At 71.2% G+C, this 21,886-nt stretch carries 21 protein-coding genes; 9 read left to right on the top strand and 12 right to left on the bottom strand.

From position 1 onward, the window contains the following. Positions 1–21: 21 nt before the first annotated feature. From gyrB to dnaA, 6 genes are all read right to left on the bottom strand, one after another. On the bottom strand, positions 22–2,079 hold the full coding sequence (gene gyrB / locus ACSNOC_RS17270; RefSeq protein WP_436748357.1) for a DNA topoisomerase (ATP-hydrolyzing) subunit B: 2,058 nt from the start codon (positions 2,077–2,079) through the stop codon (positions 22–24). Between the two features lie 283 nt (positions 2,080–2,362). Further along, positions 2,363–2,908, bottom strand: a complete 546-nt coding sequence (locus ACSNOC_RS17265) for a DUF721 domain-containing protein (RefSeq protein ID WP_436748356.1) — start codon at positions 2,906–2,908, stop codon at positions 2,363–2,365. Further along, positions 2,901–4,064 (bottom strand): DNA replication/repair protein RecF, encoded by a 1,164-nt coding sequence (gene recF, locus ACSNOC_RS17260; RefSeq protein ID WP_436748355.1) that lies wholly within the window; start codon positions 4,062–4,064, stop codon positions 2,901–2,903. Before recF ends, ACSNOC_RS17265 begins: the two co-directional genes overlap by 8 nt. A gap of 28 nt (positions 4,065–4,092) precedes the next feature. Beyond that, complete coding sequence (gnd, locus tag ACSNOC_RS17255) at positions 4,093–4,980, bottom strand: phosphogluconate dehydrogenase (NAD(+)-dependent, decarboxylating) (RefSeq protein WP_436748354.1); 888 nt, start codon at positions 4,978–4,980, stop codon at positions 4,093–4,095. 88 nt (positions 4,981–5,068) lie between these two features. Then, entirely contained in the window at positions 5,069–6,199 is a 1,131-nt protein-coding gene (gene dnaN, locus ACSNOC_RS17250; protein ID WP_436748353.1) for a DNA polymerase III subunit beta, read from the bottom strand. 806 nt (positions 6,200–7,005) lie between these two features. Then, positions 7,006–8,529: a chromosomal replication initiator protein DnaA gene (dnaA, locus tag ACSNOC_RS17245; protein ID WP_436748352.1), complete on the bottom strand. Its 1,524-nt coding sequence runs from the start codon at positions 8,527–8,529 to the stop codon at positions 7,006–7,008. 395 nt (positions 8,530–8,924) lie between these two features. Here dnaA and rpmH point away from each other — a divergent pair, with 395 nt between their 5' ends. The 9 genes from rpmH (at position 8,925) to ACSNOC_RS17200 (ending at position 15,223) form a co-directional block, all read left to right on the top strand. After that, the gene (gene rpmH / locus ACSNOC_RS17240; RefSeq protein WP_016472057.1) at positions 8,925–9,062 is read left to right on the top strand and encodes a 50S ribosomal protein L34; all 138 of its coding nucleotides are present in this window, start codon (positions 8,925–8,927) and stop codon (positions 9,060–9,062) included. A 26-nt stretch (positions 9,063–9,088) separates the two neighbouring features. Next, entirely contained in the window at positions 9,089–9,457 is a 369-nt protein-coding gene (gene rnpA, locus ACSNOC_RS17235; RefSeq protein WP_436748351.1) for a ribonuclease P protein component, read from the top strand. Then, positions 9,454–9,768, top strand: coding sequence for a membrane protein insertion efficiency factor YidD (gene yidD, locus ACSNOC_RS17230; RefSeq protein WP_436748350.1), 315 nt, complete (start codon positions 9,454–9,456; stop codon positions 9,766–9,768). Before rnpA ends, yidD begins: the two co-directional genes overlap by 4 nt. Before the next feature lie 12 nt (positions 9,769–9,780). Continuing rightward, entirely contained in the window at positions 9,781–10,809 is a 1,029-nt protein-coding gene (gene yidC / locus ACSNOC_RS17225; protein WP_436748364.1) for a membrane protein insertase YidC, read from the top strand. Between the two features lie 24 nt (positions 10,810–10,833). Then, complete coding sequence (locus tag ACSNOC_RS17220; RefSeq protein ID WP_436748349.1) at positions 10,834–11,343, top strand: protein jag; 510 nt, start codon at positions 10,834–10,836, stop codon at positions 11,341–11,343. Beyond that, complete coding sequence (gene rsmG / locus ACSNOC_RS17215; RefSeq protein WP_436748348.1) at positions 11,340–12,071, top strand: 16S rRNA (guanine(527)-N(7))-methyltransferase RsmG; 732 nt, start codon at positions 11,340–11,342, stop codon at positions 12,069–12,071. Before ACSNOC_RS17220 ends, rsmG begins: the two co-directional genes overlap by 4 nt. A 277-nt stretch (positions 12,072–12,348) precedes the next feature. Further along, positions 12,349–13,425, top strand: a complete 1,077-nt coding sequence (locus ACSNOC_RS17210) for a ParA family protein (protein ID WP_436748347.1) — start codon at positions 12,349–12,351, stop codon at positions 13,423–13,425. Next, on the top strand, positions 13,422–14,558 hold the full coding sequence (locus ACSNOC_RS17205; RefSeq protein WP_436748346.1) for a ParB/RepB/Spo0J family partition protein: 1,137 nt from the start codon (positions 13,422–13,424) through the stop codon (positions 14,556–14,558). Before ACSNOC_RS17210 ends, ACSNOC_RS17205 begins: the two co-directional genes overlap by 4 nt. A gap of 47 nt (positions 14,559–14,605) precedes the next feature. Next, entirely contained in the window at positions 14,606–15,223 is a 618-nt protein-coding gene (locus ACSNOC_RS17200) for a GNAT family N-acetyltransferase (RefSeq protein ID WP_436748345.1), read from the top strand. Between the two features lie 23 nt (positions 15,224–15,246). Here the strand turns inward: ACSNOC_RS17200 and trxA are convergent, their stop codons facing one another. The 6 genes from trxA to murJ all read right to left on the bottom strand — a co-directional run. Beyond that, positions 15,247–15,708: a thioredoxin gene (trxA, locus tag ACSNOC_RS17195; protein ID WP_436748344.1), complete on the bottom strand. Its 462-nt coding sequence runs from the start codon at positions 15,706–15,708 to the stop codon at positions 15,247–15,249. Then, positions 15,627–16,595, bottom strand: coding sequence for a thioredoxin-disulfide reductase (trxB, locus tag ACSNOC_RS17190; RefSeq protein ID WP_436748343.1), 969 nt, complete (start codon positions 16,593–16,595; stop codon positions 15,627–15,629). Before trxB ends, trxA begins: the two co-directional genes overlap by 82 nt. Positions 16,596–16,693: 98 nt before the next feature. Further along, entirely contained in the window at positions 16,694–17,569 is an 876-nt protein-coding gene (locus ACSNOC_RS17185; RefSeq protein ID WP_436748342.1) for a hypothetical protein, read from the bottom strand. Continuing rightward, positions 17,566–18,255, bottom strand: coding sequence for an RNA polymerase sigma factor SigM (gene sigM / locus ACSNOC_RS17180; protein WP_436748341.1), 690 nt, complete (start codon positions 18,253–18,255; stop codon positions 17,566–17,568). The genes ACSNOC_RS17185 and sigM overlap by 4 nt, the downstream gene beginning before the upstream one ends. Positions 18,256–18,320: 65 nt before the next feature. Continuing rightward, entirely contained in the window at positions 18,321–20,003 is a 1,683-nt protein-coding gene (locus ACSNOC_RS17175) for a protein kinase family protein (RefSeq protein WP_436748340.1), read from the bottom strand. A 174-nt stretch (positions 20,004–20,177) separates the two neighbouring features. Further along, positions 20,178–21,886, bottom strand: a 1,709-nt coding sequence (gene murJ / locus ACSNOC_RS17170) for a murein biosynthesis integral membrane protein MurJ (protein WP_436748339.1), incomplete at its 5' end; no start/stop codon positions are given.

Raw genomic sequence — 21,886 nt, 5'->3', positions numbered from 1 at the left:
TGACCGGAGTCAGGTGTCGCGCTAGATGTCGAGGAAGCGGACGTCCTTGGCGTTCCGCTGGATGAACGAGCGCCTGGCCTCGACGTCCTCGCCCATCAGGATCGAGAACAGGTCGTCCGCCGCGGCGGCGTCGTCCAGCGTGACCAGACGCAGCACCCGGTGCGCCTGGTCCATGGTGGTCACCCGGAGCTCTTCGGCGTTCATCTCGCCCAGACCCTTGAACCGCTGGATCGAGTCCTCCCGGATGCGCTTGCCGCGCTCGCGGCCGAGCCGGATGAGGCTGTCGCGCTCGCGGTCGGAGTAGGCGTACTCGAACTCGTCGCGGCCCCACTTGATCTTGTACAGCGGGGGCTGGGAGAGGAAGACGTGCCCGGCCTCGACCAGCGGGCGCATGAAACGGAAGAGCAGCGTCAGCAGCAGGGTGTTGATGTGCTGGCCGTCGACGTCGGCGTCGGCCATGAGGATGATCTTGTGGTAGCGGAGCTTGGAGATGTCGAAGTCCTCGTGGATGCCCGTGCCGAACGCCGAGATCAGCGCCTGGACCTCGGTGTTCTGCAGCACCTTGTCGATGCGGGCCTTCTCCACGTTGAGGATCTTGCCGCGGATGGGCAGGATCGCCTGGTACTGCGGGTCGCGCCCGGACTTCGCGGAGCCGCCGGCCGAGTCGCCCTCCACGATGAAGATCTCGCTCTTCGTCGCGTCGTTGGACTGGCAGTCGCTGAGCTTGCCCGGCAGGGAGGCCGTCTCCAGCAGCCCCTTGCGGCGGGTCAGGTCGCGGGCCTTGCGGGCGGCGACGCGGGCCGTGGCCGCCTGGATGCTCTTGCGGATGATGTCGGCGGCCTCGGTCGGGTTCCGGTCGAGCCAGTCCGCGAAGTGCTCGTTGACGATCTTCTGGACGAACGTCTTGGCCTCGGTGTTGCCCAGCTTGGTCTTCGTCTGGCCCTCGAACTGCGGCTCGCCCAGCTTCACCGAGATGATGGCCGTCAGGCCCTCGCGGATGTCCTCGCCCGTGAGGTTGTCGTCCTTGTCACGGAGCAGCTTCTTCTCGCGCGCGTACTTGTTGGCGAGGAACGTCAGCGCCGTGCGGAAGCCCTCCTCGTGGGTGCCGCCCTCGTGCGTGTGGATCGTGTTCGCGAAGCTGTAGACCCCCTCGCTGTACTGGGTGTTCCACTGCATCGCGATCTCCACGGAGATCCTGCGCTCGGTGTCCTCGCCCCCGATCTCGATCACCGAGGCGTGCACCGGCTCGCCCTTGCGGGAGTTGAGGTGGCGCACGAAGTCCGAAATGCCGCCCTCGTAGTGATACGTCACAGTGCGCGGCTTGTCGTCCTCGTCCGCCGCCGCGGTGTCCGCGCCCGACGTCTGCTTCGCCGCCGCCCGCTCGTCCGTCAGCGAGATGGTCAGCCCCTTGTTCAGGAACGCCATCTCCTGGAAGCGCCGCGACAGCGTCTCGAACGAGTAGTCCGTCGTCTCGAAGATCTCGCCGTCCGCCCAGAACGTGACCGTCGTGCCGGTCTCGTCGGTCTCCTCGTTCCGCGCCAGCGGAGCCGTCGGCACACCCAGCTTGTAGTCCTGCGTCCACCGGTACCCGTCGCGGCGCACCTCGACGGCGACCTTCGACGACAGCGCGTTCACCACGGAGACGCCCACGCCGTGCAGACCACCGGAGACCGCGTACCCGCCGCCGCCGAACTTGCCGCCCGCGTGCAGCACGGTCAGCACGACCTCCACCGCCGGCTTGCCCTCCGACGGGACCACGCCCACCGGGATGCCGCGGCCGTTGTCCACCACCCTGACGCCGCCGTCCGCGAGCAGCGTCACGTCGATGGTGTCCGCGTGGCCGGCCAGCGCCTCGTCCACCGAGTTGTCCACCACCTCGTAGACGAGGTGGTGCAAGCCGCGCTCACCGGTCGACCCGATGTACATGCCGGGCCGCTTGCGGACCGCGTCGAGGCCCTCCAGCACCGTGATGGCGCTGGCGTCGTACGCCGCGGCCCCGTTCGCGGGCGCGGCGGGACTGGGAGTGTTCTTGTTGGCATCGCCGGAATCGGCCACGAAGCGCCCTTTCTGGCACAGCACGAGCCAACTCCGGCATACGGGAGCGGCTGTGTCGTTCGACAGTGTCCGCAACGGGGCGGGTCACTCCAGTCTACCGGTAACGCAAAGCACAATGGCGGTTTGCCGGGGTCTGGCTCCGCATGTGCCGCCCTGAACTGGCATCCGGTGACTCCCCATATACGGACCGGGCCTCTGATCGGCTCACAGGGGCGCTCAGCGCTTCGGCCTGTCAACCTCCACGAAAGTGACCGGCATCACTCCCGCCTCGCCCGTCACGCGCGTTCCGGGTCGGGCCGGACCCGGTCTAGCCATAGGTGTCGCCCGGCCCTCGGCTCCCCGGGGCGCGCAGACGTCCCGTGGCCCGCACCGGTGACGCCGGGCCCGCCACCTTGATCGACCGCACCGTGCCCCGGCCCAGATCCGCGTTCAGCCGCCCCAGCAACTGCGGCGTCAGCAGCCGCAGCTGCGTCGCCCACGCCGTCGAGTCACAGCGCACCGTGAGCACCCGGGACTCCTCGTCGTACCCCTCCGGCGCGCAGTGCTGCGCCACCTCCGGGCCGACCAACTCCGGCCACCGGCCCAGCACACCCCCGACCGCGAGCGGCATCTCCCAGCCCCGCTCCACCGACAGCCGCTCCACCGCCGCCGCCAGCGGCAGCGGGTCGCGCCCGCCCGGCCGCGCCCCCGACCGCAGCCCGCCGCCCCACCGGGCCTGCCGCCGCTGCTGCGCCATCGCGCCCCGCGCCTTCGCCTGCTCCTTGGCCGCCCGCAGCGCCACCCGCGCCAGATCCACCCCCGAAAGACCCGGCTCCCCCGCCTGGCTCCCGGCGGCCTCGCGTCCGTCACTCACGGGCGACCGTTCCCCCCGACACCGCGAACCGCGTCCCGGTCAGTGCCTCCGGCACGTCCTCCGGCACCGCCGCCGTCACCAGCACCTGCTCCCCGCCGGCCACCGACTCCGCCAGCCGCTCCCGCCGCCGCGCGTCCAGCTCGGCGAACACGTCGTCCAGCACCAGCACCGGCTCCGGTCCCTCCTCCTTCAGCAGGTCGTACGACGCCAGCCGCAGCGCCAGCGCCAGCGACCACGACTCCCCGTGGCTCGCATAGCCCTTCACCGGCAACTGCCCCAGCCGCAGCACCAGATCGTCCCGGTGCGGACCCACCAGCGTCACGCCGCGCTCGATCTCCCGCGCCCGCACCTCGCCCAGCGCCGCCAGCAGCAGCGCGGACAACTCCTCGCGCGACGCAGCGTCCGGCGCCGACACCGGCACCACCGCCGCCGCCTCGCCGACGGCCTCGGCCGCCGATCCCCGGTACTCCAGCCCCACCGGCCCGCCGCCCGGCGCCACCCGCTCGTACGCCTTGTCCGCCAGCGGGCGCAGCGCCGCCACCAGGGCCAGCCGCTGCGCCAGCAACTCCGCGCCCGAGCGCGCCAGATGCTGATCCCACACGTCCAGCGTCGACAGATCCATCCCGCGTCCGCCGTGCCGCCGCGCCATCGCGGCCGACTTCAGCAGCGAGTTCCGCTGCTTCAGCACCCGCTCGTAATCCGCCCGCACCCCTGCCAGCCGCGGCATCCGCGCCGTGACCAGCTCGTCGAGGAACCGCCGCCGCTCGCCCGGGTCCCCCTTCACCAGCTCCAGGTCCTCCGGTGCGAACAGCACCGTCCGCACCACGCCCAGCAGATCGCGCGGGCGCACCTGCGTCGACCGGTTGAGCCGGGCCCGGTTGGCGCGGCCCGGATTCAGCTCGATCTCCACGAGCTGACGCCGCTCGCCCTCCACCACGGCCGCCCCGATCACCGCCCGGTCGGCGCCCATCCGCACCAGCGGCGCGTCCGACGCGACCCGGTGGCTGCCCAGGGTCGCCAGATAGCCGACCGCCTCCACCAGATTGGTCTTGCCCTGCCCGTTCGGCCCGATGAACGACGAGACGCCCGGGCCCAGCTCCACCTCGGCCCGCGCGTAGGACCGGAAGTCGGCGAGCGACAGATGCGTCACGTGCACCGAAAGCCAACCTTCCCCCGCCGAACGGCTACGTGGCGCTCCGCGCGCTCTCGACCGCGTGCCCGCCGAACTGGTTGCGCAGGGCGGCGACCATCTTCATCTGCGGCGAGTCGTCCTGCCGCGAGGCGAACCGCGCGAACAGCGACGCCGTGATCGCGGGCAGCGGCACCGCGTGGTCGATCGCCGCCTCCACCGTCCAGCGCCCCTCGCCCGAGTCCGCCGCATAGCCCCGCAGCCGGTCGAGGTGCTCGTCCTCGTCCAGCGCGCGGACCGCCAGGTCCAGCAGCCAGGACCGGATCACCGTGCCCTCCTGCCAGGAGCGGAACACCTCGCGGACGTCGGTCACCGCGTCCGCCGCTTCCAGCAGCTCCCAGCCCTCGGCGAAGGCCTGCATCATCGCGTACTCGATGCCGTTGTGGACCATCTTCGCGAAGTGGCCCGCGCCGACCGTGCCCGCGTGCACCGCGCCCGACTCGCCCTCCGGCTTCAGCGCGTCGAAGACCGGCTGGACCTTCGCCACGTGCTCCGGGTCGCCGCCGTACATCAGCGCGTAACCGTGCTCCAGGCCCCACACGCCGCCGGAGACACCGCAGTCCACGAACCCGACGCCGACCGCCGCCAGTTCCTCGGCGTGCCGGGCGTCGTCCGTCCACCGGGAGTTCCCCCCGTCGACCACGACGTCACCGGGCGACAGCAGGCCCTTCAGCTCGTCGATCACCGACTGCGTGGCCGCGCCCGCCGGGACCATCAGCCAGACGACGCGCGGCGCCGCGAGCGCCGCCACCAGGTCCTTGAGGCTGCGGACGTCCGCGTCCGCCGTGTTCGGCGCGTATCCCACCACGGTGTGGCCGGCCCGGCGGATGCGCTCCCGCATGTTCCCGCCCATCTTGCCGAGGCCGACGAGACCGAGCTCCATCAGGGACTCCTTCGTTGCGATATGACCTGAAGCCGAGCCTACGCCCGGACCGCCATACCCACCCCCGCAAGCCCGGTGCCGCACGGACTCAGCCGGACAGCCGCACCGGCATCATCAGGTACTTGTACGCCTCGTCCGCCTCGGCGTCGACCGCCGGCCGACCGCTCAGCAGCGCCGGCTTGGTGGCGGTGGTGAACGAGAGCTGCGCTACCGGGGAGTCGATCGCGCTCAGGCCCTCCAGCAGGAACGCCGGGTTGAAGGCGATCGAGATGTCCTCGCCCTCCAGCCGCGCGTCCACCCTTTCCACAGCCTGTGCGTCGTCGCTCGACCCGGCCTCCAGCGTCAGCACGCCCTGCTCGAAGGTGAGCCGGACCGGGGTGTTCCGCTCGGCGACCAGCGCCACGCGCTTGACCGCCTCGACGAACGGCCCGGTCTCCAGCACCGCGACCGAGGCGAACTCGGTCGGGAACAGCGTCCGGTACTTCGGCAGGTCGCCCTCCAGCAGCCGCGTGGTGGTGCGCCGCCCCGCGCCCTCGAAGCCGATCAGGCCCTCACCGGCGCCCGCGCCCGACAGCGCCAGCGACACCGTGTCGCCGCCGCTGAGCGACTTCGCCGTGTCCAGCAGCGTCTTGGCCGGGACCAGCGCCACCGCCGAGACGTCGGCCGCCTCCGGCTTCCACAGGAACTCCCGCACCGCGAACCGGTACCGGTCGGTGGAGGCCAGGGTGACCAGGTCGCCCTCGATCTCGATCCGCACACCCGTCAGCACCGGCAGCGTGTCGTCGCGGCCCGCGGCGATGGCCACCTGGGCCACGGCGGAGGCGAACACCTCGGCCGAGACCGTGCCCGTCGCGTTCGGCATCTGGGGCAGCGCGGGGTACTCCTCCACAGGCAGGGTGTGGAGGGTGAAGCGCGAGGAGCCGCAGACCACGGTCACCCGCACGCCGTCCGAGGAGATCTCCACCGGCCGGTTCGGCAGGGCGCGGCAGATGTCGGCCAGCAGGCGGCCGGACACCAGGACCGTCCCGCCCTCCTCGACGTCCACCTCGACCGAGACCCGCGCCGAGACCTCGTAGTCGAAGCCGGAGAGGCTCAGCGACCCCTCCTCGGCCTTCAGCAGCAGGCCCGCCAGGACAGGGACCGGCGGTCGCGCCGGCAGGCTGCGGGCGGCCCATGCCACCGCCTCCGCGAGCACATCGCGTTCCACCCGGATCTTCACTTCAGCCGCCTCCCGCTGTCGCTGGCCGCTCGCCCTGCTGGCGTCTTACGGGGCACCAGTCTGGCGCACGCCACTGACAGTAGGGGCTTCCGTGAGTCAAATCGACTCCTGGTGGGTAGACCGAGCCCGGGCCGGGTTGTGCACAGCCCCCACTTCGAATCGAGTCTCGCGGCTTATCTCTGTAGTCGTAGTAGTAGGGCCTGTGGAAACGGTGGAAAACCGGATCGTCCCAGGTCAGCCGCCCTTTTTTGTGCACAGGCCCTGTGGGTGGAGCGGTGGATGAGACAGGGGGTCCTGTGGATCCCGCGCGGTTGTGCACAGCTCATCCCCAGGGAACCCCGACTTCTCAACAGCTTTGTCCCCAGATCCGGGCGGGTTCTCAACAGGCTCACGAGCACCGCCGTGTGACCTGTTTCACTCGTCCCGGTGAGAGGGCGCGTTGCGTTGCCGAACAGTGGATAAGTCTGTGGATTGGCTGTGCACAACTGCCCGTTGCCTGTGGGTAGGCAGTGGACAACGCCTCCGGGCCGCTGTCCGGCCGTGGCCTTGTCCACAGTCTGTGGATGATCTTCTTCCACAGATCCACAGGCATGTGACCTGCGGTTCCGTCCGGATCCGCGGCTGCCTGTGGAGAGGATTCTGGACAACTCCGCGTTCCCACAGGGTGTGGACGGGAAAAACCCGGCGGATCTGTGGAGAACGGGCCGTGTCGCGGCGGTAATCGAACAGCGCCCCCGGGGTGTCCACGGGGGCGCTGGGAGAAGTCCGGTGGCGGAACGGCCGGTTCGGGGCCCGGATGGGAGGCGTCAGCCGTTCTTGATGCGGTTGGTCAGCTCGGTGACCTGGTTGTAGATGGAGCGGCGCTCCGCCATCAGCGCGCGGATCTTCCGGTCGGCGTGCATGACGGTGGTGTGGTCGCGGCCCCCGAAGTGCTGGCCGATCTTGGGCAGCGAGAGGTCGGTCAGCTCCCGGCACAGGTACATGGCGATCTGCCGGGCGGTGACCAGGATGCGGCTGCGCGAGGAGCCCGCCAGGTCCTCGACGGTCAGCCCGAAGTAGTCGGCGACGGCCGAGGTGATGGCGTCCGCGGTGATGTCCGGGGTGGCGTTCTCGCCGCCGGGGATCAGGTCCTTCAGCACGATCTCGGTCAGGCCGAGGTCGACCGGCTGCCGGTTGAGGCTGGCGAAGGCCGTGACCCGGATGAGCGCGCCCTCCAGCTCGCGGATGTTCCGCGAGATCCGCGAGGCGATGAACTCCAGGACCTCCGGCGGGGCGTTGAGCTGCTCCTGGACGGCCTTCTTGCGGAGGATCGCGATGCGGGTCTCCAGCTCCGGCGGCTGGACGTCGGTGATCAGCCCCCACTCGAAGCGGTTGCGGAGCCGGTCCTCCAGCGTGATCAGCTGCTTGGGCGGCCGGTCGGAGGAGAGCACGATCTGCTTGTTGGCGTTGTGCAGGGTGTTGAACGTGTGGAAGAACTCCTCCTGCGTCGACTCCTTGCTCGCCAGGAACTGGATGTCGTCGACCAGGAGGATGTCCATGTCGCGGTAGCGCTTGCGGAAGGCGTCGGCCTTGCCGTCCCGGATGGAGTTGATGAACTCGTTGGTGAACTCCTCGGAGCTCACGTATCTCACCCGGGTGCCGGGGTACAGGCTGCGGGCGTAGTGGCCGATGGCGTGCAGCAGGTGCGTCTTGCCGAGCCCGGACTCCCCGTAGATGAACAGCGGGTTGTACGCCTTGGCGGGGGCCTCGGCGACGGCGACGGCGGCGGCGTGCGCGAAGCGGTTGGACGCGCCGATGACGAACGTGTCGAAGAGGTACTTCGGGTTCAGGCGCGCGGTCGGCTCGGGCGGGCCGTTGTCGGCGGGCGCGGCGGGGCGCGGCACGTACCGCTGCTCCCCGTAGGACTGCGGGAAGGGCTCCTGGCGGCCGTAGCCGTACTCGGAGCGCGCCGGCGGCCAGCCGTCGGCGCCGGGGGCCTGCGGGTGGTCGGGGTACGCGGGGCGCGCGGCGGGCAGGTCGTGTCCGTTGTAGCCGCCGTCCCCGGCGTACGGGTCGGGCTCGGGGAGCTGCTGCTGCCGGTGCTGCGGGGGGATCCGCCGCGGCTCCGGGTCGGGCGGCGGCGCGGTGACGGTGATCGCCAGCCGGATGGGCTGGCCGCACTCGCGGCTGAGCGTGTCGCTGATCAGGGGGGCGAGCCGACCTTCCAGCACGCTTTTCGCGTACTCGTTCGAGACCCCGAGCAGTGCCGTTCCGGAGACGAGGGCGAGCGGCTGACAGTCCTCCAGCCAGCGGTGATCCTTGGCCTCCAGGCGCTGACCGTCCGCGAGCATGGAGGTCAGAGCGCGTGGCCAGACCGCGGCAAGGTCTGCGGGAAGGTCAGCCACGGAACACGCTCTCTCACTCGCTGGGGTGGTGCCTGGCGTCGGCGGCCGCCCGGGTGTGTGAGGGCGGAGGGGTCGGGAAAGGATCCGGAGTTCAGCAACGGTAGTCAGCGCGGCGTACGCACATCAAGTCATTGTCCACAGGGTGTGTACAAAGGGGCGTCCGGCGAGTTTGACCCACGGGACGGCTCGCGCGTACCGTGGCGAGGTCGAGTCTTCGACGGCTGCTGCCGCCTGCCTTCGGGCGCTCGGGCTCCTCGTGGGCGCACGGTGGCAGCCGTCGGCGGTCCACACCATGCCCGGGCACCCCGAAGTGCCGGGCCGAAGATCTCTGGAGCCTCCGAGTGAGCAAGCGCACTTTCCAGCCGAACAACCGGCGCCGGGCCAAGACCCACGGCTTCCGGCTGAGGATGCGGACGCGTGCCGGCCGCGCCATCATCGCCAACCGTCGCAGCAAGGGCCGCGCCCGCCTGTCGGCCTGAGTCGCGCCTGAGACCAGGTCCATGCGGTGCTGCCCTCCGAGAACCGGCTGAGGCGGCGCGAGGACTTCGCGACCGCGATGCGCCGAGGGCGCAGGGCCGGACGCCCGCACCTCGTCGTCCATCTGAGCGGTGGAACGGACCCGCACCCGGTGGGAGAGCCTGTCTCTCCGCCGCGTGCGGGTTTCGTCGTGAGCAAGGCCGTGGGCAACGCGGTGGTCCGCAACCGGGTGCAGCGACGTCTGCGGCACCTGGTGCGGGAGCGGCTGGGTCTGCTGCCCGCCGGTAGCCTGGTGGTCGTGCGGGCCCTGCCGGGCGCGGGCGACGCCGCCTACGCTCAGCTCGCCCGGGAGCTCGACGCCGCGCTGGACCGGCTGCTGGGAGGGGTACGGCCGTGAAGTACCCGCTGCTGCTGCTGATCAAGCTGTATCAGTGGACCATCAGCCCGCTGCTCGGGCCGGTCTGCCGCTATTACCCGTCGTGCTCCCACTACGGGTACGCCGCCATCCACCGGCACGGTGCGGTCAAGGGGACCGCGCTCACCGCTTGGCGCATCCTGCGCTGCAACCCCTGGTCCCGCGGCGGCGTCGATCACGTCCCGCCGCGGAAGCGTCCGGTCTGGCACCGGCGGCTGCGCGACCGTCTGCGGCCCCGGTCCCTGCCCCACGCCTCGCCCGGGGGTGCCCCCAACCATGCCCAAGGAGCCTGACCCGTGGACACGATCAATTCGATCCTCAGTCCCCTGTACTGGGTAGTCACCCAGATCATCGTCCTGTTCCACCGTCTCTACAGCCTCGTCTTCGACGAGGACAGCGGCTGGGCGTGGGGTCTGTCGATCGTCTCCCTGGTGGTCGTGATCCGGATCGCGCTGATCCCGCTGTTCGTCAAGCAGATCAAGGCGACGCGGAACATGCAGGCGCTCCAGCCGCGGATGAAGAAGATTCAGGAGCGGTACAAGAACGACCGGCAGCGTCAGTCCGAGGAGATGATGAAGCTGTACCGGGAGACGGGCACCAACCCGCTCTCGAGCTGCCTTCCGATCCTCGCGCAGTCGCCGTTCTTCATCGCCCTGTTCCAGGTGCTGAGCCACATCGCGGGCGACGACAAGGTCGGCGTGCTCACGGCGGATCAGGTGGCCAGCGCCCGCGAGGCGACGATCTTCGGGGCACCGATCGCCACCCGCTTCATGGACAGCGCGGACAAGGTGGCGGAGCTGGGGGCTTCGCTGGCGGAGGTCCGGACGGTCACGATCATCATGATCGTGCTGATGTCGGCGTCGCAGTTCTTCACGCAGCGCCAGCTCATGACGAAGAACGTCGACCTCACGGTCAAGACGCCGTTCATGAACCAGCAGAAGATGCTGATGTACGTCTTCCCGCTGATGTTCGCCGTCTTCGGCATCAACTTCCCGGTGGGCGTGCTGATCTACTGGCTGACCACCAACGTGTGGTCGATGGGCCAGCAGCTCTACGTGATCAACCGCAACCCCACCCCGGGCAGCGTCGCGTTCCAGCAGCGGCAGGAGCGGCTGCGCAAGAAGGGCAAGCTCAAGGAGGAGCCGGTCGCGGCCGAGGCCGCGCAGGCCGCCGAGGCCGCCCGGACCGTCCGCACGCAGCCGAAGCGGCAGCCGAAGTCGAAGCGCCAGGCGGGACCGGGACCGGCCCAGGGGCAGCAGCCCCGGAAGCAGCAGCCGGCGAGGAAGAACCCGCCGGGGAAGCCCGGCAAGCCGTCCGCGAAGAACAAGAAGTAGAGACGTGAGTAAGGAGTCCCACTCGTGACGGACACCACCTCGACCGCCGCCGCCGAGGACACCGATGTCCTGACCCGCCTGGAACAGGAGGGTGAGATCGCGGCCGACTACCTCGAGGGGCTTCTCGACATCGCGGACCTCGATGGCGACATCGACATGGACGTGGAGGGCGATCGGGCGGCGGTGTCGATCGTTGCCGACGGCCCCTCCCGCGATCTGCAGAAGCTGGTCGGCCGGGACGGCGAGGTCCTGGAGGCGCTCCAGGAGCTGACCCGCCTGGCCGTGCACCGGGAGACGGGCGAGCGCAGCCGGCTGATGCTGGACATCGCCGGGCACCGGGCGCGGAAGCGGGAGAAGCTCACCGCCCTGGGCACGCAGACCGCGCAGCAGGTGAAGGCGTCGGGTGAGCCGGTGAAGCTGAAGCCCATGACGCCGTTCGAGCGCAAGGTCGTGCACGACGCCGTGGCCGCCGCCGGGCTGCGCAGCGAGTCGGAGGGCGAGGAGCCGCAGCGCTGCGTCGTCGTCCTCCCATGAGCGCGGCGTCCGCGGACCCGGCCGGGACCGGGCTGCCCGAGCCGCCCGCCTCGGCGCACGAGATCTTCGGCGACCGGCTGCCCGACGCCGTCCGGTACGCCGAACTGCTCGCGGACGTCGGGGTGCGGCGCGGCCTCATCGGCCCCAGGGAGGTGCCGCGCCTGTGGGAGCGGCACCTGCTGAACTGTGCGGTGCTGTCCGAGGCCGTGCCCGAGCAGGTGACGGTGTGCGACGTGGGCTCGGGGGCCGGACTGCCCGGCATCCCGCTGGCCCTGGTCCGGCCGGATCTCCGCATCACGCTGCTGGAGCCGCTGCTGCGCCGCACCAACTTCCTCCAGGAGGTCGTGGAGCTGCTGGGCCTGGACCAGGTGACCGTGGTGCGGGGCCGGGCCGAGGAGGTGCTGAGCACCTTCACCCCGGTGCACGTGGTGACCGCGCGGGCGGTCGCCCCGCTGGACCGGCTCGCCGGGTGGGGGGTGCCGCTGCTGCGCCCCTACGGCGAGATGCTGGCGCTGAAGGGGGACACCGCGGAGGAGGAGTTGAAGAACGCGCGGGGCGCGCTGGGCAAGCTCGGCGTCGTGCGGAGTTCGGTGCTCCAGGTGGGGATCGGGCTGGTGGACCCGCCGTCCACGGTGGTGCGGGTGGAGGTCGGGGAAAGCCCCGGCGGGGTGCGGTTCGCCGCCAAGCGGGCCAAGGCCGCCCGGCGCGGGGCCCGGCGTTCCCACTGACGCGGGGCGCGGTGCGATTCGTCCGATGCGACGGCAATAGAGCCGAATATATCCCTGATGCGGAGTGTCGCCCCGGCCGGGGGGCTGGCGCATGGGCATCGTGTTTCACGTGAAACGCCGCTCGCTGCTCCAGGGAATCATCAGCCGCGGGCGCGCCGCCGCCGAGCCGCGCGACCGCAAGACCTCCCGCAGTACACCCACACGAGGGGCGCCGGAATCCACAGGCGGCCCTTCATCCACAAGTACCTGGTCCTCGCTGGTTCGCGACCCCCAGGGCATGGCAGGCTTTGAACCCACCAAGGCTGCACGTGTCGAGGAGAGTGAACCATTGCGGTCCGACGCCAATATCGCCGGGTCGACGGCCGATCCGGTCCCCGGCCCTCGGTCCGAGCCGACGGACGCTCCCGGGGGCGCGGTCGATATCGCCCCCGTGGCGCCGCCGCCCGGGGGCGAGTCACCGGGCCGGGCAGCCCAGCAGGCGGTCGAGGCCATGTACCGGGCGGGAGGAAGCCTCCCGAGGCCCGAACAGACCCGGGTCATGATCGTCGCGAACCAGAAGGGCGGCGTCGGCAAGACCACCACCACGGTCAATCTGGCCGCCTCCCTGGCCCTGCACGGGGCCCGGGTGCTGGTGATCGATCTGGACCCGCAGGGCAACGCCTCGACGGCGCTCGGGATCGACCACCACGCCGATGTGCCTTCGATCTACGACGTGCTCGTGGAGAGCAAGCCCCTCGCCGAGGTGGTCCAGCCGGTCCGCGATGTCGAGGGGCTTTTCTGCGCCCCCGCCACCATCGATCTGGCGGGCGCCGAGATCGAGTTGGTGTCCGTGGTGGCCCGTGAGAGCCGCCTGCTGCGGGCCATCAGCACCTACGAGCAGCCGCTGGACTACATCTTCATCGACTGCCCGCCGTCCCTCGGCCTGCTCACCGTGAACGCGCTGGTCGCCGGTGCCGAGGTAGTCATCCCGATCCAGTGCGAGTACTACGCGCTGGAGGGCCTCGGCCAGCTCCTGCGGAACGTGGAGCTGGTGCGGGGTCACCTCAACCCCCGGCTTCACGTCTCGACCATTCTCCTGACGATGTACGACGGAAGGACCCGTCTCGCCTCGCAGGTGGCGGACGAGGTCCGGAGCCACTTCGGTGACGAGGTGCTGCGGACCAACATCCCGCGCTCGGTCCGGATTTCCGAGGCGCCGAGTTACGGGCAGACGGTTCTCACCTATGATCCGGGCTCCAGCGGCTCGCTCTCCTACCTGGAGGCGGCGCGGGAGATCGCGCTGCGCGGAGCGCGCGACGACGGCCAGGCCCGGACGGAACAAGGACAGCACAGCCCGCTGAAGGGGGCGTCGTGACCGAACGACGGAGAGGACTCGGCCGGGGGCTCGGTGCCCTGATCCCGCCGGCGCCGACGGGCCCGGACGAGCACGCGGTGTCGGCGATCGACCCGGGCGCCGTCTCGCCCGCGGCGGTCCCGGTGCTGGCGCCCGACCGCGCGGTCCTGATCCCCACGGCTCCGCCCTCCTCGGAGGGCGACGGGCAGAACGGCGTTTCACGTGAAACGGCGCAGTCTCCTGGGTCCGCCGGCCCTGGCGGGGCCGGAGCGGGCGGAGAGGTCGCCGGGGCGCACTTCGCGGAGCTGCCTCTGGACGCGATCACGCCGAATCCGCGGCAGCCACGTGAGGTCTTCGACGAGGACGCGCTGGCCGAGCTGGTGACCTCCATCAAGGAGGTCGGCCTTCTCCAGCCGGTCGTGGTGCGGCAGTTGAGCCCGGACCGCTATGAGCTCATCATGGGCGAGCGGCGCTGGCGGGCGTGCCGGGAGGCCGGACTGAGCGCCATCCCGGCGATCGTCCGGGCCACCGACGACGACAAGATGCTCCTCGACGCGCTCCTGGAGAACCTGCACCGGGCCCAGCTGAACCCGCTGGAAGAGGCCGCCGCCTACGACCAGTTGCTCCGGGACTTCAAGTGCACGCACGATGAGCTGGCCGAGCGCATCGGCCGCTCCCGGCCCCAGGTGTCCAACACGCTCCGGCTGCTACGGCTTTCGCCCGCGGTGCAGCGGCGGGTGGCCGCCGGAGTGCTGTCGGCCGGGCACGCACGGGCGCTGCTCTCGGTGGAGGACCCGGCGGAGCAGGACCGCCTGGCCCACCGGATCGTGGCCGAGGGGCTGTCGGTACGGGCGATCGAGGAGATCGTCACGCTGCAGGGCTCGGCGACCACGAAGGACAGCGCGCGGGGCCGGGGGCCCCGGGCCGGCCGCCGGATCTCCCCGGCCCTGGAAAGCCTCGCCGGCCGGCTCTCCGACCGGTTCGAGACCCGGGTGAAGGTCGACCTGGGGCAGAAGAAGGGAAAGATCGTCGTCGAGTTCGCGTCGATAGAGGATCTGGAGCGGATCCTCGGCCAGTTGGCCCCCGGCGAGGGCCCGGTGCTGAATCAGCACCGGCCGGAGCCGGAGACCGACGAGGCCGGGGAGAGCGGCTGAGACCGGTGTCCGGCCGCCGCAGACGCCCCATGGATACGATGGGATCCATGGGGCGTCGGCTTGTTCCGCTCACGCTGGACAACCTCTCGGATCTGCCGTCCCGCTGCCGTGCCTGCGTCTTCTGGGAGCTGGATCCGGTCAGCGGCGAACGGGCGCGGCGGCACGGCCGGGCGGTCTCGGAGAAGGAGTCCTGGGTCTCGTCACTGCTGTCGGAGTGGGGGACCTGCGGACAGGTGGTCTACGTGGACGGCCGCCCGGTGGGCTTCGTGCTCTACGCGCCGCCCGCCTATGTGCCCCGCTCCGACGCCTTCCCCACCAGCCCGGTGTCGGCGGACGCCGTGCAGTTGATCACGGCGTGGATCGCACCGGCGTCCCGGGGGCAGGGGCTGGGGCGGACCATGATGCAGAGCATGGCGAAGGATCTCCTGGGACGCGGGGTGCGTGCGATCGAGGCGTTCGGGGACGCGCGGTCGCGGGACCCGATGTGCCTGCTGCCCGCCGACCATCTGCTGGCGGTGGGCTTCGAGGTCACCCGCCGGCACCCGGCGTTCCCCCGGCTGCGGCTCGAACTGCGGCGGGCGGTCTCCTGGCGTACCGACATGGAACTGGCCCTCGACCGGCTGCTCGGCGGCACCACACCGATCCCCGCGCTCAGGCGGTCCTGACACGGCGGAGGGCCCGAGAGGAGTCAGCCGATGAAGTCGCTCAGATCCCGCTCGATGGCGGCCTTCGGCTTGGCGCCGACGATCGTCTTGACGACGTCCCCGCCCCGGTAGACGTTCATCGTCGGGATGGAGAGGATGCCGTACTTCGCGGCGGTCACCGGGTTCTCGTCGATGTTCAGTTTGACGACGGTGATCTTCTCGGCGTGCTCGGCGGCGATCGCTTCCAGGGCCGGGGCGACCTGGCGGCAGGGACCGCACCACTCCGCCCAGAAGTCGACCAGGACCGGCTTGTCGCTCTGGAGGACCTTCTCCTCGAAGTCGGCGTCAGTGGCGGTCACGGTGGCACCAGCCATGGTGCTTCTCCTTTGTCTTTCGGGTTGTGTGTGGTGGCAGAACCTGGCGGTCAGACCTGGACGTCGGACGTGATCGACTCGGTGTCGGCCAGGGCGGCGAGATACCGCTCGGCGTCCAGAGCGGCGGCGCATCCGGTGCCGGCCGCGGTGATCGCCTGACGGTACGTGTGGTCAACGACATCGCCGGCGGCGAAGACACCGGGGATGTTGGTGCGCGTCGTGGGGGCGTGCACGCTCACGTACCCCTCGGCGTCCAGGTCGAGCTGCCCCTTGAAGAGCTCGACCCGGGGGTCGTGGCCGATGGCGACGAAGAGGCCCGTCACCGGGAGACCGGACGTCTCGCCCGTCCTGGTGTTGCGCAGGGTGAGACCCGACAGCTTGCCATCGGTGCCGTGAATCTCCGCGACCTCGCTCTCCCAGATGAACTTGACCTTGGGGTCGGCGAAGGCCCGCTCCTGCATGGCGGCCGAGGCCCGCAGCGTGTCCCGGCGGTGGATCACGTAGACGGTCCGGGCGAAGCGGCTGAGGAAGGTGGCCTCCTCCATGGCGGTGTCGCCGCCGCCGATCACCGCGATGTCCTGCTCGCGGAAGAAGAAGCCGTCGCAGGTGGCACAGTAGGACACCCCGCGGCCGGAGAGTTCGTCCTCGTTGGGGAGCCCGAGCTTGCGGTGCTGGGAGCCGGTCGCCACGATGACGGCCTTCGCCCGGTGCACCGTGCCGGAGCTGTCGGTGACCAGCTTGACCTCACCGCTGAAGTCGACCGCCTCGACGTCATCCGCGATCAGCTCCGCGCCGAAGCGCTCGGCCTGGGCCCGCATGTTATCCATCAAGTCGGGGCCCATGATCCCCTCCTTGAACCCCGGGAAGTTCTCCACCTCGGTGGTGTTCATCAGGGCGCCGCCCGCGGTGACCGAGCCCTCGAAGACGAGCGGGCTGAGCGAGGCGCGTGCTGTGTACAGCGCGGCGGTGTAGCCCGCGGGTCCGGAGCCGATGATGATCACGTTGCGGACGTCGCTCACGGGATTCTTCCTTGTCTCGGTCAGCCATGACCCCGGCCGGGGTCCGTAGTCCAGTAACGGATCCTAGGGTCCCAGACATTCCCGTCGCCGCGGCGCGGTCAATCGCGGGGGTAGCTCTCCTGGAGGAGGACCTCTCCGGAAGCCGGTGACGAGGAGCCGACGCACCTCGCGTCGACCAGATAGGCGTCCACCTGTCCGGGATCGGCCGCGGTCGGGAACACGACGAGATAGGCGTCGACGCCCTCGTACTCCTCCTCTTCGGCGGCGAGCGGCACGTCCTGACGGCCGATCGCCGCCTCCACGCAGGACGGCACGACGGGTGCGGCCAACTCCGTGCTCTCCGGGAATCCCTGACTCTCGGGAACCGGTGTGCCGTCCGCCGACTCGGCGGTCAGGTCGGGGGTGTCCTCGACCTGCGCCAGCAGCTCGCGCACATCCGCCTCCAGTACCTCCGCCGGCGCTTCGGCGGCCTCGTCCGCCCGCGTCTCCTCGGAGCTCGCTCCCCCACCGGTGTCGAGCGTCTGCAGCACGGCGGCCCCCAGACCGAGACCGACCAGAGCCCCCACGGCCACCAACGCGAACCGCAGCCGTCGACCCCTCCCCGTTTCACGTGAAACGACGATGGGAGCTTCCGGGGGTACGGGGGTCGTCCCCCGGGAGATCGCAGTACGTGAAACGACGATGGGAGCTTCCGGGGGTTCGGGGGTCGTCCCCCGGGAGACCACGGCACGTGTAACCGAGCTGGCGGCGGCATCGGACAGGGCGGCGTCGATTCTGATGGCGATGTCGTCGGGGAGGGGGCCGGGATCGGGGAAGGTGGCGAGTTCCTCGCGGAGGGTCGTGAGGTCGGCGCGGATTTGTGCGCAGGAGGCGCAGTCCGTGAGGTGGGCGTGCAGTCGGGCCGCGTCGGCCCGGGGGAGCAGGTCTTCTTCGAGCGCCGCGATCTCGGCGGGCTCGGGATGAGGGTTGGTCATGAGGGCGCACCTCCTCCCCGCACGGTCTCGGTTTCTCCCTGGTCTCTCGGTGGTGGGACGGACGTGCCCGGCGCCTGGTTCCTTTCCGGCGGGTCCTGGGCGGCCTGCGGACGCAGGTGGCGCAGCAGGGGCAGGAGGCGCGCCCTGGCGCGGGCGCAGCGGCTCTTCACCGTGCCGACGGGGGTTTCGAGGATGCGGGCGGCCTCGGCGACGGGGTAGCCCTGCATGTCGACCAGGACCAGGGCGGCGCGCTGTTCGGCGGGAAGCTGGGCGAGGGCGAGGCGCAACTCGCGCCTGAGGTCCTGGCGTTCGGCGGGGCCCTCGGCGGACTCGTGGGGCTCCAGGAGGGCTTCCAGGCGCTCCGGCTCCGGCATGGGCGAGGTGCGCCGGGTCTTGGCCTTGCGGGCGCGGTCCAGGCAGGCGTTGACGGTGATGCGGTGCAGCCAGGTGGTGACGGCGGACTGGCCGCGGAAGGTGTGGGCGGCGCGGTAGGCGGAGACGAGCGCGTCCTGAAGGGCGTCGGCGGCCTCCTCCCGGTCCCCGAGCGTCCGCAGCGCGACGGCCCACAGCCGGTCGCGGTGACGGCGGACCAGTTCGGCGAAGGCGTCCGGGTCCCCGGCGGTGTGCCGGTCCAGCAACTCCTTGTCGCTGTCGACGGCAGGCTCGCGAGGCGGGCGTCTGCCCATGACGGACCCTCCCCCCTTCCTGATCTCCCGGGGCCCGGCGGGCGCTCCCGAGCTACCGGCGCCGGCTATTCGGCTACGGCGATGTTCGTGATGCGGCCACGGTAGTTGCCGTCGGAGCCCTGCGGCAGCTCGGTGAGCCAGACCAGGACGTAGCGGGTCTCGACCGGGGAGTCGGCCCGCAGGGTGAGCGAGTCGCCGGTGCCCTCGTCGAGGGGCGTGAAGCCCTCGATCGTCCCGGGCACGCTGTCCGCTCCGGGGGCCGCGCGGAACTCGACCGTGGTCGCGCCGATGGTGTCGACGGTGACGGAGGAGATCCGCCGCTGCTCGCCCAGGTCGAGGACGAGACCGAGGCCGGGCTTGAGGTTGCCGAAGGACGGATTCCCGAAGTAGTTCTTCGTCTGCCAGTAGGACGTGGGGTCGCCGTCGATGGTGTTCGGCGTGCTCTCCGGATCCTGTCCGCCGTTGCCGCCCGCGAAGGGGTCGAACTCCGTGACCGTCTCGATGCTGACCAGCTCGGGGATCTGCGGCTCGCTCTCCTCCTCGACGGGCGCCGTGGGGGGCGGCGCGGCCTCGGCCGGGGCGTCCCCCTTGAGGAGGGCGTCGGCGAGCTGCCAGCTTCCGAGGCCGAGCGCGGCGATGAGGAGGGCGGAGACGCCCCACTTCAGGGCGGCCCCGGTGCGGCCGGGCAGGGTGGGGATCGGGGCCGGCGCGCCGGCCGCTCCCGCCGTGGGGCCGGCGGACGCGCGGTGGGGGGCCAGGGTGCCGCGCTGATAGGTGGTCTGCTGGTAGCCCACCAGGGTGGTGGGAGTGGGATCCGGCGGCGGGATCCGGGGAAGGGCCGCGAGGGCCTTGCTCAGCTCTTCGGGGGCGGTGAAGGGCGGCTCGTGGCTGGCGGCGGTGGCGCCGTTGTTGTCGAGGGCGCGCATGGCCAGCTCGGAGAGGCCGCGGTGGACGCCCGCCCGGACCTGCTCCGGGGTGGCCAGCGGGTCGCGGGAGCCCTTTCCGAGCTCGGCCACGCCGCGCAGGCCATAGGCGCCGTCGCCGTAGGGCCAGCGCTGCGTCAGGGCGGCGTAGAGCAGGGCGCCGATGGCCTCGGTGTCCGCCCGGCGGGGCTCGCGGGAGGTGATGCCGCGGAGCGCGGCGTCGACGGCGAGGCCGCGGATGCGGAACTGGCCGGGGGCGGTGCGCAGCACGGTCGCCGGGGTGAGCCTGAGGTGGGCGAGGTCCTTGCGGTGGGCGGCGGCCATCGCCTGGGACACCTGCCCGGCGAGCGCGTAGACCTCGAAGGCGTCGAGGGGGCCGCTGTGCAGGACGGTGCTCAGCGGAACGGCGTCGGGGAGCCACTCCTGGATGACGTGGACGAGGCCGTTCTCCTCGGCCGCGTCGAGGACCTGCACGAAGCGGAGGTCGCCGACCAGGGCGGCGGAGCGGGCGGCGGTGAGGACGGCCTCGGCCCGCTCGTGTCCGGCGGGCAGCACGTGGACGCCGACCGCGCGGCGCAGTTTCTCGTCGACGGCGCGCCAGCTGCTGAAGCCGTCCAGTCGGGTGATGCACTCCTCGAGCCGGTACCGCTTCGCGAGCCGGTAACCGCTGTGCAGCTCGGGCGGGGCGGGGGCTTCCGCGGTGTCCTCGGCCGCAGCCGTGTCCGCCGAGGGGCTGTCGGCCGCCTGGGTGTCCTCAGGGTCCGTGGCGTGCTGGGCGCTCGCTGGACGCTGCGGTGAGCTCGTCGCCGTGCTCCGTTCCGCCACCGTCGTTCCCGCCTCCCCGATCTTGGCTGCCGGATGCTGACACTGCCAGACTCATTGTGCCGGTACTCCGTCACCCTGCACGACATGTGAGTACGGCCGCAGGTTGTACGGCGCGTGGCGCCCGGGTTGCGTGCGCGGGCTCGCCATGCGGTGATCCGGCGTGCGGGCGGGGGCTCAGCGGCCGAGGCGGGCGCGGACCATGCCGACGAGAGCGTTGAGCTCCTCGATGCGCATCCTGCGGGCGGCCAGGAAGAAGACGCCCAGCAGGACGACGCCGCCGGCGGTCAGCGCCGCCAGGGACCCGAGGACGCCCTCGCCGGCCGCGCCGAGGACTGCGAAGCCGACCGCGCCGCCGAGCAGCGCGGCGGGGATGCTGGCCCCGGCGAGCCGGATGTAGGTGCGCACCACGCGGGCGCCGTCGAGGTCGGCCCGCACCCGGTTGCGCAGGCGGCGCCAGGCGACCGCGACGCCCAGCGCGTAGGCGAGGCCGTAGCCGAAGGCGATGCCCGCGACGACCCAGCGGTCCGGCAGGACGGCGAAGCTGAGGCCGGAGAGGGCGATCCAGGCGGCGGAGACGATCACGGTGTTGTAGAAGGGCGTCCTGGTGTCCTCGTAGGCGTAGAAGGCGCGCAGCACGACGTACTGGGCGGAGAACGGGATCAGGCCCAGGCCGAACGCCATGAGGATGTAGCCGAAGGAGCGGGCACCCTCCTCGCCGGCCGAGCCGAAGAGCAGGGTGCACATCGGCACGCCGAGGGCGAGGAAGGCGAAGCCGGTGGGGACGATCGCCACGGCGGAGGTGCGCAGACCCTGGGAGAGGTCGTCGCGGACGGCGGCGGTGTCGCCGTCGGCGGCGGAGCGGGACAGGCGGGGCAGCAGGGCGGCCATGACGGAGACGGTGATGATGGCCTGCGGCATCTGCCAGATCAGCAGCGCGCTGTTGTAGGCGATGAAGCCGGTGCCGGGGTAGCCGTCGCGCTCGGCGTTCTCACCGGCCCAGGTGGCGATCTGGGTGACGACGACGAGACCGGCCTGGTTGGCGAGGACGAACAGGACGGTCCACTTGGCCATGGTGGCGGCCTTGCCCAGGCCGTGGCCGCGCCAGTCGAAGCGGAGCCGCATCCGGAACCCGGCGGCCCGGAGGTAGGGAATCATCGCCAGGGCTTGCACGACCAGGCCGAGGAGGGTGCCGACCCCGAGGAGGCGGACCCCCTCGGGGGTGATGGTGGTGACGCTCATGCCCGAGGTGCGCTGGGTGCCGTAGACCCACAGGAACATGCCGAAGGTGAAGATCACCACGATGTTGTTGAGGACGGGGGTCCACATCATCGGGCCGAAGTGGTCACGGGCGTTGAGGATCTGCCCGAGGACCACGTGGACGCCCATGAAGAAGATCGTCGGCAGGAAGTAGCGGGCGAAGGTGACGGCGACCTCGTTGGCGTGCTGGTCGTCCGCGATGGTGGCGGACATCATCCGGATCAGTAGCGGGGCGGCCAGCACGGCGGCGATGACGAGGCCGGCGAGGGCGACCATGACGAGGGTCAGGAGCCGGTTCGCGTAGGCGTCGCCGCCGTCGCTGTCGTTCTTCATCGCCCGGACGAGCTGGGGGACGAAGACGGAGTTGAGGCCGCCGCCGATGGTGAGGATGTAGATCATGGCCGGCAGGGACCAGGCGACCGTGTAGGTGTCGCCGAGGACGGCGGCGCCGAGCGCGGCGACGAGGACGAGCTGCCGGACGAAGCCGGTGATCCGGGAGACCAGGGTGCCGGCGGCCATGATGGCGCTGGAGCGCAGCAGTCCGCCGACCCGGCCTGTCTTCTTCGGGGCGGGCGGCGGGGCCGGGGCCGGTTCGGGGCGCCGCCGGGGGGCCGGCTGCCCGGGGG

The sequence above is a fragment of the Streptomyces sp. URMC 129 genome (genome assembly GCF_051386415.1).
GTDB lineage: Bacteria > Actinomycetota > Actinomycetes > Streptomycetales > Streptomycetaceae > Streptomyces.
This window is presented reverse-complemented; position numbering and strand designations above follow the sequence as displayed.